This is a genomic window from Rhizobium rhizoryzae (genome assembly GCF_011046895.1).
Classification (GTDB): domain Bacteria; phylum Pseudomonadota; class Alphaproteobacteria; order Rhizobiales; family Rhizobiaceae; genus Neorhizobium; species Neorhizobium rhizoryzae.
In genome coordinates this window covers 633,075-645,444 of sequence record NZ_CP049249.1, presented here as the reverse complement: position 1 = coordinate 645,444, position 12,370 = coordinate 633,075, and the positions used below count along the sequence as shown (strand labels likewise).

General features: G+C 58.4%; 11 protein-coding genes. 10 read left to right on the top strand and 1 reads right to left on the bottom strand.

The window, feature by feature from the left end; all coding sequences use genetic code 11:
- Genes G6N80_RS03770 through G6N80_RS03755 form a run of 4 tightly spaced genes read left to right on the top strand, consistent with a single transcriptional unit; the run spans position 1 to position 4,931 of the window.
- Entirely contained in the window at positions 1-1,122 is a 1,122-nt protein-coding gene (locus G6N80_RS03770; RefSeq protein WP_062556453.1) for an ABC transporter permease, read from the top strand.
- Between the two features lie 9 nt (positions 1,123-1,131).
- Positions 1,132-2,856, top strand: coding sequence for an ABC transporter ATP-binding protein (locus G6N80_RS03765; protein WP_165131374.1), 1,725 nt, complete (start codon positions 1,132-1,134; stop codon positions 2,854-2,856).
- Between the two features lie 25 nt (positions 2,857-2,881).
- Complete coding sequence (locus G6N80_RS03760) at positions 2,882-4,069, top strand: galactarate dehydratase (RefSeq protein ID WP_165131371.1); 1,188 nt, start codon at positions 2,882-2,884, stop codon at positions 4,067-4,069.
- A complete protein-coding gene (locus G6N80_RS03755) occupies positions 4,056-4,931 on the top strand; it encodes an aldose epimerase family protein (RefSeq protein ID WP_165131368.1) in 876 nt (291 codons plus the stop codon). Before G6N80_RS03760 ends, G6N80_RS03755 begins: the two co-directional genes overlap by 14 nt.
- Here G6N80_RS03755 and G6N80_RS03750 read toward each other — a convergent pair.
- Complete coding sequence (locus G6N80_RS03750; protein ID WP_156379315.1) at positions 4,920-5,879, bottom strand: LysR family transcriptional regulator; 960 nt, start codon at positions 5,877-5,879, stop codon at positions 4,920-4,922. The genes G6N80_RS03755 and G6N80_RS03750 overlap by 12 nt on opposite strands.
- Positions 5,880-6,115: 236 nt before the next feature.
- Here G6N80_RS03750 and G6N80_RS03745 point away from each other — a divergent pair, with 236 nt between their 5' ends.
- From G6N80_RS03745 to G6N80_RS03720, 6 genes are all read left to right on the top strand, one after another.
- Positions 6,116-7,270, top strand: a complete 1,155-nt coding sequence (locus G6N80_RS03745; RefSeq protein WP_376748593.1) for an ABC transporter substrate-binding protein — start codon at positions 6,116-6,118, stop codon at positions 7,268-7,270.
- A gap of 12 nt (positions 7,271-7,282) precedes the next feature.
- Complete coding sequence (locus G6N80_RS03740; protein ID WP_062556457.1) at positions 7,283-8,065, top strand: ABC transporter ATP-binding protein; 783 nt, start codon at positions 7,283-7,285, stop codon at positions 8,063-8,065.
- Position 8,066: 1 nt separating this feature from the next.
- Positions 8,067-8,768, top strand: a complete 702-nt coding sequence (locus G6N80_RS03735) for an ABC transporter ATP-binding protein (RefSeq protein WP_062556458.1) — start codon at positions 8,067-8,069, stop codon at positions 8,766-8,768.
- 3 nt (positions 8,769-8,771) lie between these two features.
- The gene (locus G6N80_RS03730; RefSeq protein WP_062556459.1) at positions 8,772-9,656 is read left to right on the top strand and encodes a branched-chain amino acid ABC transporter permease; all 885 of its coding nucleotides are present in this window, start codon (positions 8,772-8,774) and stop codon (positions 9,654-9,656) included.
- A gap of 4 nt (positions 9,657-9,660) precedes the next feature.
- Positions 9,661-10,671, top strand: coding sequence for a branched-chain amino acid ABC transporter permease (locus G6N80_RS03725; protein ID WP_062556460.1), 1,011 nt, complete (start codon positions 9,661-9,663; stop codon positions 10,669-10,671).
- Positions 10,672-10,763: 92 nt separating this feature from the next.
- On the top strand, positions 10,764-12,359 hold the full coding sequence (locus tag G6N80_RS03720) for a GMC family oxidoreductase (RefSeq protein ID WP_165131365.1): 1,596 nt from the start codon (positions 10,764-10,766) through the stop codon (positions 12,357-12,359).
- Positions 12,360-12,370 lie beyond the last annotated feature (11 nt).

Here is a 12,370-nt window from a genome sequence, read left to right as displayed (position 1 = left end):
ATGGTTGATGCAGCTATCTCAACCTATCAACCGGATCGCGCCGCCGTTGCATCGCAGTGGCAGCTTATCTGGTGGGCATTCAAGCGCCACAAACTTGCAATGATCTCGCTTTGGATCACGGTTGCCATGTATATCGTGGCGCTTGTTCCCGGCTTCTTCGCGATCAACGATCCTGTTGCCCAGAATGCGCGGGCGACGTTTTCGCCGCCGCAGCGGATCCATCTGTTCGATACATCGAACGGCTTTTCTATTGGGCCTTACTTTCACCCCATGAAGCTGACGCGCGATCCGCAGACACTCGCGGCAATCTTCGTTGAAGACACGACGAGGAAAGTGCCGATCCAGTTCTTCGGCAGAGGCTACGAATATTCCGTGCTCGGACTGTTCAACAGCAACGTCCATCTTCTGGCGTCAGGTGACCCTTCGCGCCCGCTCTTTCTGTTTGGCGCTGACCGCCTGGGGCGAGATGTCTATAGCCGTGTTATACAGGGTGCGCAGATCTCGTTGTCCATTGGTCTCGTCGGCGTCTTCATCTCGCTGGTGCTCGGCATCGTGCTTGGCGGTATTTCGGGATATTACGGTGGGCGCATCGATTTCTTCATGCAGCGGGTGATCGATTTCGTTCTCTCGCTACCGACGATCCCGATCTGGCTTGCCATGGCCGCCGCCCTGCCACAGGGCTGGCCCGCGACGATGCAGTACATGATGATTACGATCATCCTGTCGCTGACCGGCTGGGCGCAGCTTGCCCGCGTCGTTCGTGGCCGCTTCCTGTCACTGAGAACGGAAGAATTCGTCGCCGCCGCCCGCCTCGATGGTGTCTCGGAAGGTCGCATTATCTTCCGCCACATGCTTCCGAGCTTCTCCAGCCATATCATTGCGTCGGTCACGCTTGCGGTCCCGGCCATGATTCTGGCCGAAACGTCGCTTTCCTTCCTCGGCCTTGGCCTCCAGCCGCCGACCATCTCGTGGGGCGTGCTTCTGCGCGAGGCCCAGAACATTCGCTCGATCGCAACCGCTCCGTGGCTGTTCATGCCCGGTGCTGCCGTTGTCGTCGCCGTCATGGCGCTCAACCTTCTGGGTGACGGTCTGCGCGATGCAGCCGATCCCTACAACAAGTGAGGGCGAACCATGTCTGATGTTCTCTCCATGCCCGCCCGCAAGCCGCTTCTGGAAGTTCGCAATCTCGTTACCGAGTTTCCCCTGCGAACTGGCGTATTCCGCGCTGTCAACGATCTCTCATTCTCGATTGAAGCCGGCAAGACGCTCTGTGTCGTCGGCGAAAGTGGTTCCGGCAAATCGGTGACCGCCCGTTCAATCCTGCAGATTGTCGACGCGCCCGGTCAGATCGCCTCCGGCTCCATCATGCTGAACACGGCAGATGGCGTCTCGATCGATTTGGCGAAATTGCACCCGCGCAGCAAGGCGATCCGTGCCGTGCGCGGGCGTGACATTGCAATGATCTTTCAGGAGCCGATGTCCTCGCTATCGCCGGTGCATACGGTGGGCGACCAGATCACGGAAGCCATCCGTCTTCACATGAAGATGACGAAGGACGAGGCCCGCGCCGAGGCGATCAATCTGCTGCGGCAGGTTGAAATCCCGAACCCGGAACTGGCAATCGACCGCTACGCGTTCCAGTATTCCGGCGGCATGCGCCAACGTGCGATGATTGCCATGGCGCTGGCCTGCCGTCCAAAGCTCCTGATCGCCGATGAACCGACGACGGCGCTTGATGTGACGACGCAGGCCGAAATCCTGGACCTCATCGCTCGCCTGCAGAAGCAAAGCGGTATGGCGGTTCTGTTCATCACCCACGACATGGGTGTGGTTGCGCAGATTGCCGATGACGTGCTCGTCATGCATCACGGCGTCGCCAAGGAGTATGGAACGGTCGAGCAGATCTTCCATTCGCCGCAGGATCCCTACACGAAGATGCTGATCGGCTCCGTGCTGAAGCTGGAGCAGAAGGCGGAAATACGGCTTGCCCGACCGTCGCTGGACCAGACTGCGCCGCCCATTCTCGAAGTGCGCAATCTTTCGCAGCAGTTCGGCACTGTGAAGGCGCTCGATAACGTTTCCATATCACTGCTGCCGGGCGAAACTCTTGGTATCGTCGGCGAAAGTGGTTCCGGCAAGACGACCATGGGCCGCGCCATCATGCGGCTTTACGACCCGACCGCCGGCGAAATGCTCTACCGCAAGGCAGATGGTTCCGTGGTCGATCTCGCAAAAATCGATGGCGAGGAACTGAAAAAGGCCCGCCGCGAGTTGCGCATGGTGTTTCAGGATCCTTTTGGCTCCCTTAACCCGCGCATGACGGTGGCTCAGGTTATTGGTGAGCCGCTCCTCGTCAACGGCATTGCCAGAGGCAAGGAACTAGATGACAGGGTCAGTCACCTCATGGAACAGGTCGGTCTCGATCCTCGTGGCCGTGAGCGCTACCCGCATGCCTTTTCCGGTGGCCAGCGCCAGCGCATTGGGATTGCCCGCGCCATCACCTTGAACCCACGCATTATTGTCGCAGACGAAGCGACATCGGCGCTGGATGTTTCGGTGCGCTTCCAGGTTCTCGATCTCCTGATGAAGCTGCAGGACCAGTTGGGGCTCGCTTACATCTTCATCAGCCACGACATCGGCGTCATTCGCTACATGTGCGACCGCGTGGGCGTCATGTATCGAGGCAAGATCGTCGAAGTCGGTGAGGCAGAGAAGGTCTGCAACGCACCCGATCATCCCTACACGCAGGCGCTGCTTTCCGCCATTCCGCGTCCAGATCCACGCGACCGCGACCGTTCGCGCCGCTTCCGCTACATCGAGCCCGCAGCCGTAAAGAATGGCAGCGCGGGGCGATAAATCCGACATTGCATGAGGCATAACCATGAAAATTGATCGCATGCGCGTCTTCGTGACGCGCGACAAAGACCGTCCCCGCGTTATCGTCGCTCTGGACACTGATGATGGGTTGACCGGCTGGGGTGAATGCTACAATCACGGCCCCGACCTCGCGCTGCCGCCGCTACTGGATTACCTCTATGGCTTCATCGCCGGGCAGGATCCGACGCGCGTGGAGTATCTCGTCAACCTGCTGATCCAGCAAAGTCGCTTCCCCCCCGGTGCGCTCGGGCTTTCGGCAATTTCAGCGCTTGACCATTGCTTGTGGGATCTGGCGGCGAAGGCTGCAAATGTGCCGGTCTACAAGCTCCTGGGTGGCGCGGTGCGTGACAAGATCCGCGTCTACGCTGGTGTCTACACGGCACCGGATGCGCCCGCTGCCAAGGAAGAGCTTGATCGCCTGAACGAAGGCTGGGGCTTTACCGCCTTCAAGCTAAGTCCATGGCGCATCGATCTGCATGCCAATCGCTGGGGTGAGGTCGTTCGCGCTTCGGCGGAATATTTCCGCTCCCTGCGTGAGACGATCCGTTCCGACTACGAAATCGCGTTCGATGCACATGCAAAGATCTTTGAACCTGCGGCGGCGCGGCAGCTTGGCAATGCGCTTGCTCCTTACGATCCGTTGTTCTTCGAAGAGCCGCTGCGGCCAGAGAACATCGAGGCCTGGGGTGATCTGAAGCAGGGTCTCAACTGCACGCTCGCGACAGGTGAAAGCCTCTACAGCCGCTTCGAATTCCTGCGTCTGTTGCAGGTCAAGGGTGCAGACTGGATCCAGCCGGATATCTGCGTCGTCGGCGGCATCACTGAAATGCGCAAGATTGCCGTTCTGGCTGAAGCCCATTTCGTCAGCATGGCACCGCATAACCCCATGGGTCCGCTTGCCACGGCGGTGAATGTTCACTTCGCCGCGGCGACCCAGAACTTCCGTATCCTGGAATATCGCCTGCCGCGCGGCCAGTGCTATGTCTACGGCGGGACCGATGTCGAGACGCGTGAAGACGAAACGCGCTACGTTGTCGATCCGTATCTGCCGAAGGATGGCTATCTGGAACTGCGCCCGGATCGTCCCGGCTGGGGTGTCGAAATGGATGAGAAGGCCATGCAGGAAGATGGCTATGTGCATTGGCAGCGCCGGGTACCTAAGCGTCCTGATGGTTCCTATGCCTTCGCTTGAGGTGGTCGACATTGCGCACGGGCAGTTTACGGTCCGTGTCATTCCAGCGTGGGGAGGGCGGGTTGCCAGCCTTCGCCATGCTGAGGCGGGCGATATTCTCGTGCCCATCACTGCGTCGGAATTCGATCCCTTGAACTGGCCGAAAGCCGGTGGCTATCCGCTGTTCCCTTTCCACAATCGGATCAAGCAGGCCGCGTTTCATCATGACGGCGTGCTCCGTCATTTGCGGCCGCATCCTGCCCTTGGCGGCGATGTGATGCACGGTCCTGCCCACCAGCGGGTGTGGCAGGTCACGTCATCCTCAAGTTCGTCCGTGTCCTTGCGATTGGATTTTGAAGCCGATGCCGACTGGCCATTTGCATTCATCGCGCACCAGCAGATTGGACTCGATGACCTTGGCCTGACTGTCCACCTGGAGCTTGTCAATCGCTCTGATGATCCCATGCCCGGATGTTTCGGCTGGCATCCTTATCTCGCCGCTGATCTATCCGCAGCCGCCCGGACAGATGCCCGGAATGCCTATGTGCTGGATAAGCAGAACCTTCCGACACTGGCCGCGCCTGCTGCTCGTCAATCGGAGGAGATTCCCGCTGAGGTTGGCTATACGCTGCACTTCCGCGACTGGACCGAGGCATCCTACTCTTCGAAAAGAGGATGGGACGTGGCCGTGACTGCAGATCCTGTCTTCAAGCACATCGCGGTCCATCGAACAGAACGTTACCTCTGCCTTGAGCCAGTAAGCGCGGCAGCCGGCGTCTTGAACCTGAACCCCGAGCTGCGGCAGGCAAGAGATTTGACCGTTCTGAGACCGGGCGAAGCGATTGCCGGATCGGTTCGCGTCTCTGTTCGATCAACCGGATGAGACGGTCGTATGTCTGCCTCTGCCCTTTGCGCGCGGTTCATCAACGCCGTTTGACAGAAACTGGCTCTGGTCCTTCGCCACGATATCCCGAAGAAAGCCAATGATTGCGCGAATACGGCTGGACTGCACGAGATCCTGGTGACAAACTAGCCAATAGTGCCGGTCAAGCTTCACGTCGCTCAACACTGGCTGAAGTTCCGGATATTGGCGGGCGATGAAAAAGGGCAGAACGCAGACCCCCAATCCATTTCGGGTTGCGGTCAATTGCGCGAAGATACTGGAGCTTTGCAGGCTCGGTTGAATGCGCGGATGGATGTCTCCCAGATAGTCCAGCCCCGGCGCAAAGATCATATCCTGAATATAACCGATGAATTGGTGATTGAGCAGTTCCTCTCGGCTTTCCGGCGTGCCACGACGGTCGAGATAGCTCTGGCTTGCATAGATTTGCAGCGCGTAGTCGGTCAGTTTCTCGACATGATAGGGCCCCGCCTTTGGCGGATCGAGGACGACGGCAAGATCGGCCTCCTTGCGTGAGAGCGCCATGATCTGCTGGATCGTCACAAGTTCAAGTGCGAGATTTGGATAGCGTGCGGAAAGTTCTCCGAAACGGGCGGCGAGAAAGAAGTTCGAGAAGCCCTCCGGTGCAGAGATGCGCACGACACCTTGCTGAGCAGGCCCCTGACCGGCCAGTTCCGCTTCCAGCCGCTCGGTCTCCTGTTCGACCTTCTCTGCCGTTTCCACGAATCGCTGGCCAATTGGTGTCAGCACATAGCCGCGCGGGTTACGCTCGAAGAGCTTGACCTTCAGGGTAAACTCCAGCCGATCGATGCGGCGCGAGACCGTGGCGTGACTTGTCCTCAGTTTTCTCGCTGCCGTCGAGAGCTGGCCTGAACGCGCCACAGCAAGAAAGAATTGCAGGTCATCCCATGTAAAGTGCGCTTTGGTCACGAGCTTCTCCCCTATCTGTTCATTTTTGAACAGATGCTGTTTGAAATTAGTTCGTTCAAACGCTTGCACAAGCGGATTTTTAAGAGAAACATAATTCTCGAGCTGCGGGCTTTGAGGAGAGCCAGCAGCCTGTTTTTGAACAGGCTCATATGAGCGCCACGCACTATCTCTGGGAGGATAATGATATGCGCGGAACTATTCTGGCGTCGGCTGCGGCGCTTCTTGCCAGCACATCCATGGCGTTTGCTGCTTCCGTTTCCGACGGAAAGGTGAAGATCGGCATTCTGAACGACCAGTCCGGTGTCTATGCCGATTTCGGCGGCAAGGGCTCTGTCGAGGCGGCAAAGATGGCCGTTGAAGATTTTGGCGGCAAGGTGCTCGATAGCGCCATCGAGATTGTTGACGCTGACCATCAGAACAAGCCGGACATCGCTTCCAACATCGCACGCCAGTGGTTCGACACAAACCAGGTCGATGCCATCATGGAATTGACGACGTCTTCCGTCGCTCTCGCGGTGCAGGCGATTGCAAAGGAAAAGAAGAAGATCGACATCGTTACCGGTGCTGCGACGACAGAACTGACGGGCAAGCAGTGCAGCCCCTATGGCTTCCATTGGGCCTACGATACACATGCTCTGGCTGTTGGCACCGGCGGCGCGCTCGTCAAGCAGGGCGGCAAGAAGTGGTTCTTCCTGACGGCTGACTACGCATTCGGTTACTCGCTCGAGGGCCAGACCAGCGAATTCGTCAAGGCCAATGGTGGTGAAGTGGTGGGTGCAGTCCGCCATCCGCTCAGCAACGCAGACTACTCGTCGTTCCTGCTTCAGGCGCAGTCATCCGGTGCGAATGTCGTCGGTCTCGCGAATGCTGGCGCGGATACGCAGAACGCCATCAAGCAGGCAGCGGAATTTGGCATCACGCAGAGCGGACAGCGCCTTGCAGCGCTGCTCTTCACGCTTGCCGAAGTCAACGGCCTCGGTCTTGAAGCGGCACAGGGTCTGACCCTGACGGAAGGTTTCTACTGGGATCGTGACGACGAGAGCCGCAAGTTCGGCGAGCGTTATATGAAGCGCACTGGCAAAATGCCGAACATGATCCAGGCGGGCACCTATTCTGCTGTTCTTCAATACCTGAAGGCCATCCAGAAGGCCGGAACGGATGAGACGGAAGCCGTTGCCAAGCAGTTGCATTCCATGCCGGTCGAAGACGTCTTCGCGGGCAAGGGCACTGTTGGCCCGAATGGCCGCATGATCAAGGACATGTACCTGCTGGAAGTCAAGAAGCCGTCCGAGAGCAAGAAGCCCTGGGACTACTTCAAGGTTCTTGCCACCATTCCTGGCAAGGAAGCCTATATCGATCCGGCCAAGAGCGGCTGTGACCTCGTAAAATAAGCGGGTCTTTTCATGAACGCACCATCCCCACAGTCCCTGGGGGAGCAACGCGCGGTCCTTTCCGCGCGTGGTCTCTCTCGCCGCTTCGGTGGTTTTCTGGCGGTCAACAATGTTGATATCGACGTCTTCCATGGTGAGATCCATGCGCTTATCGGGCCTAATGGCGCCGGGAAGACGACGGTGTTCAATCTTTTGACCAAGTTTCTTCAGCCAACCGCGGGTAAAATTACCCTTATGGGCGAAGACATCACGTCCACTTCCCCGGACCGCGTGGCACGAATGGGGCTGGTGCGCTCATTCCAGATATCGGCGGTCTTCCCGCATCTGACGGTGCTGGACAATGTCAGGGTAGCCCTGCAGCGACCGAACGGTCTGGCACACCAGTTCTGGCGGCCGATGTCCGCGCTCGACACCCTGACAGGGAAAGCCGATGCCCTGCTGACAACCGTCGGGCTCATGCGGGAGCGCGATGCGCTTGCGGCGGACCTATCCTATGGGCGCAAACGCGTTCTGGAGATTGCAACGACACTCGCTCTCGATCCTAAAGTGCTGCTGCTCGACGAACCGCTGGCTGGGATGGGGCAGGAGGATATCACCGCCATTGCCGGGCTCATCCGCTCCGTCGCCAAAACGCGCGCCGTCTTGATGGTCGAGCACAACCTGTCGGTCGTGGCCGACATCTGCGACCGGGTCACCGTGCTCCAGCGTGGCGAAATCCTCGCAGCGGGGGACTACGCAACCGTCAGCCAGGATCCACAGGTGCGCACGGCCTATATGGGCCGCGAGGAGGATTGAGATGAACGCATTACTGGACGTTCGCGGCCTCAACGCATGGTATGGCGAAAGCCACGTTCTGCATGGGGTCGACATGCAGATCCGTGAAGGCGAGACGGTAACCCTGCTTGGCCGCAACGGCGTCGGCAAGACGACGACGCTGCGCACTATCATGGGCATCATCCGCCAGCGCAAGGGTACTCTGCGATTTAACGATCAGGACATGATGCCCGTACCGCTGCACAAGACGGCGCGGCATGGCTTGGGTTTCGTACCGGAAGAGCGGGGTATCTTCGCGAGCCTCAGTGTCATCGAAAACCTCATGCTGCCGCCGCAGATCGCCAAGAACGGCATGACGGTTGACGAGATTTTCGAACTGTTTCCAAACCTCCACGAGCGTCGAAACAGTCCTGGGACCAAGCTTTCCGGTGGCGAGCAGCAGATGCTGGCTATTGCGCGGATCCTGCGCACGGGTGTGCGGATGCTGCTTCTGGATGAACCAACGGAGGGGCTTGCGCCGGTCATCGTGCAAAGGATCGGTGACGTGCTCATACGCCTGAAACAGCGCGGTATAACGGTTCTTCTGGTGGAGCAGAATTTCCGGTTTGCAAGTCGCGTTGCCGACCGCTTCTACCTCATGGATCACGGCCATATTCAATCGGAGTTTCCCGTTGCGCAGCTTGGCGAGCGCATGGATGAACTCCATAAAGTTCTAGGAGTCTGAACCATGACAATGGTTTTCGGAGTTCCGCTTCCCGCGCTGCTGGGGCAGCTTCTGATCGGTCTGATCAACGGGTCTTTCTATGCCCTGTTGTCGCTCGGGCTGGCGATCATCTTCGGCCTTCTGCGCATGATCAACTTTGCGCATGGCGCACAGTATATGCTGGGTGCGTTCACGGCTTATCTGCTTCTCCATTTTGCCGGCATTGGCTACTGGCCGGCGCTCATCCTGACACCCATCATCGTCGGCGTGTTCGGCGCCGTTATCGAGCGGCTGTTCCTGCAAAGGCTCTATGGTCTTGATCCGCTCTACGGTCTGCTCTTCACCTTCGGCCTTGCGCTGATGCTGGAAGGCATTTTCCGCTACTACTATGGCGCATCCGGTCAGCCCTATGCCACGCCTCCATCGCTTGCGGGCGGCACGAACCTCGGCTTCATGTTCCTGCCGAACTATCGCGGTTGGGTGGTTGTCGCCTCGCTGGTAGTCTGCATCGGAACCTGGCTGCTGATCGAGAAGACAAAGCTTGGCGCCTATCTTCGGGCAGCAACGGAAAATTCCACGCTTGTGCAGGCGTTCGGCGTCAACGTGCCGATCCTGCTGACGCTGACCTACGGGCTGGGTGTTGCTCTTGCTGCCTTTGCAGGTGTGCTGGCAGCGCCAATCTACCAAGTCTCGCCCTTGATGGGCTCCAACATCATCATCGTCGTTTTTGCGGTGGTCGTCGTGGGCGGAATGGGATCCATCCTTGGTGCGATCGTAACGGGCTATGTTCTGGGCATTACCGAAGGCCTGACCAAGGTGTTCTATCCGGAAGCCTCCAACACAGTGATCTTTGTCATCATGGCAATAGTCCTGCTGGTCCGGCCTGCCGGACTGTTTGGACGGGAGTAAGAACATGGCTGAAATTCACACCTCCACCGTCCCGTCTGATGCCCTCGATGACCGTTCTGTTTCGAAATCCGAGATCACGGCGAGGCGTCTTGCGCTCATTGCAGGCTTGTTGCTGCTTCTTGTTGCGCCCTTCCTGATCTACCCGGTCTTCATCATGAAGGTGCTCTGCTTTGCTCTCTTTGCGGCTGCCTTCAACCTTCTGATCGGCTATACCGGTCTTCTTTCCTTCGGGCATGCGGCCTTTTTCGGCGGCGCTGCCTATTTCACCGCGCACAGCGTGAAGGAATGGGGCGTGCCGCCTGAACTCGGCATTCTCATCGGAACTGCAGGCGGCGCCGCTCTCGGCCTCATCATGGGTTTCTTTGCGATCCGGCGACAGGGCATTTATTTCTCAATGATCACGCTGTCGCTTGCGCAGATGTTCTTCTTCTTCTGCCTGCAGGCCAAGTTCACGCATGGTGAGGACGGTATCCAGTCTGTTCCGCGTGGGCATCTCTTCGGCTTCATCGATCTCAGCCAGCCGATCGCCATGTATTACACCGTGGCCGCGATCTTCCTGATTGGCGTTTTCATCATCTGGCGCTTCGTGCATTCGCCCTTCGGCATGATCCTGAAATCCATCCGCGAGAACGAGCAACGGGCGATCTCACTTGGCTATTCCGTCGCGCGCTACAAGCTCGGAGCCTTCGTGATGTCGGCAGCGCTTGCCGGATTGGCAGGCGGCACCAAAGCTCTTGTGTTCCAGTTCGCGACGCTGACCGATGTGGGCTGGCAGACCTCCGGCGAGGTGATCCTGATGACACTGCTTGGTGGCATCGGCACCATGCTTGGCCCCATCCTCGGCTCCGCAATTGTGGTCATGCTGGGCAATTATCTGGCAACGACCGGCTTCCCGGTCACGATCATCACCGGCGCTGTGTTCATGATCTGCGTGCTGGTCTTCCGACGTGGCGTGGTGGGGGAACTGGCGGCCTCAAGGATCGGCCGAAAATTCGGGCTGGCGCGCTGGCTCTAACCCGATAATCGCACCAAAGCTTCTAGTTTAAACTCCGCATGGGCGCATTGAGCGCGCCCATGCCAACCTTTGCCCATCTCACGAGCTGTGTCATGAATAGCTTCGATTACATTATCATTGGTGCAGGGACTGCTGGCTGCGTGCTCGCCAACCGCCTGTCCGCCGACGGGAAGAACACGGTTCTGCTTCTGGAGGCTGGCGGAAACGACAATTATCATTGGATCCACATTCCGGTCGGCTATCTCTATTGCATCAACAATCCCCGGACGGACTGGTGCTTCCAGACCGAGAAGGAACAGGGTCTCAACGGCCGCGCGCTGAACTATCCTCGCGGCAAGGTTCTTGGCGGCTGCTCTTCGATCAACGGCATGATCTATATGCGCGGCCAGGCACGCGACTACGATCAGTGGCGACAGATGGGCAATCCCGGCTGGGGTTGGGATGACGTCTTGCCGCTTTTCCGGAAATCCGAGGATTTTCATAAGGGCGGCGATGACATGCACGGAGCCGGTGGGGAATGGCGCGTGGAAACCGCCCGCGTTCGCTGGGCGGTTCTCGATGCCTTCCAGCAGGCGGCGGAAGAGGCAGGCATTCCCAAGACGCCGGATTTCAACCGAGGCACCAACGAAGGGTCTGGCTACTTTGACGTCAATCAGCGTTCGGGCATTCGCTGGAACACGGTCAAGGCCTTTCTTCGGCCCGCAATGAAACGCGGCAATCTACGCGTCGTGACCAAGGCGCAGGCGAAAAAGCTCATCATCGAACAGGGAGAGGTGAAGGGTGTCGAGGTATCCGTCGGGGGCGTCGATCAGCGATTCTATGCCCGTCGCGAGACAGTGCTTTCGGCTGGAGCGATCGGCTCGCCGCATCTTTTGGAACTGTCGGGTGTCGGGCGGGGAGAGGTTTTGCAAAATGCTGGAATCGACCTTGTCAAGGAAGTCGGCCAGGTGGGCGAAAATCTTCAGGATCATCTGCAACTGCGCCTGACTTTCAAGGTGACCGGTGTCCCAACTCTGAATGAGAAGGCGTCCAGCCTGTTTGGCAAGATGGCGATCGGTCTCGAATATCTGGCAAAACGATCCGGCCCCATGGCGATGGCGCCCAGCCAGCTTGGCATCTTCACCCGTTCCGGACCCGAGAAGGAAACGCCGGACCTGCAGTACCATGTGCAGCCCGTTTCCCTCGATAAGTTTGGCGATCCTGTTCACACCTTCCCGGCCATTACAGCAAGCGTGTGTAATCTGCGGCCAGACAGTCGAGGTTCTGTACATGCAAAGAGCGCTGATTTTGCGCAACAGCCTGCTATCGCGCCCCGCTATCTTTCGACGGAAAGTGACCGGATGGTCGCCGCGCAGTCTATCCGGTTGACGCGCGAGATCGTTTCTAAGCCTTCCTTCGCCCGCTATAATCCGCAGGAATATAAGCCGGGTCCGAGTTATCAGACTGAGGAGGAACTGGTCAAAGCCGCTGGAGAGATCGGAACGACGATTTTCCACCCTGTCGGCACCTGCCGCATGGGGCCGGACCCGGAGAGCGTCGTCGATCCGCGATTGCGGATGCGGGCTCTTGGACGTCTGCGAATAGCAGATGCCTCCATCATGCCGACGATCACGTCGGGAAACACGAATTCACCAACGGTCATGATTGCGGAAAAAGCGGCGATGATGATTTTGGAAGACAATAGATAATGGCATCGGGA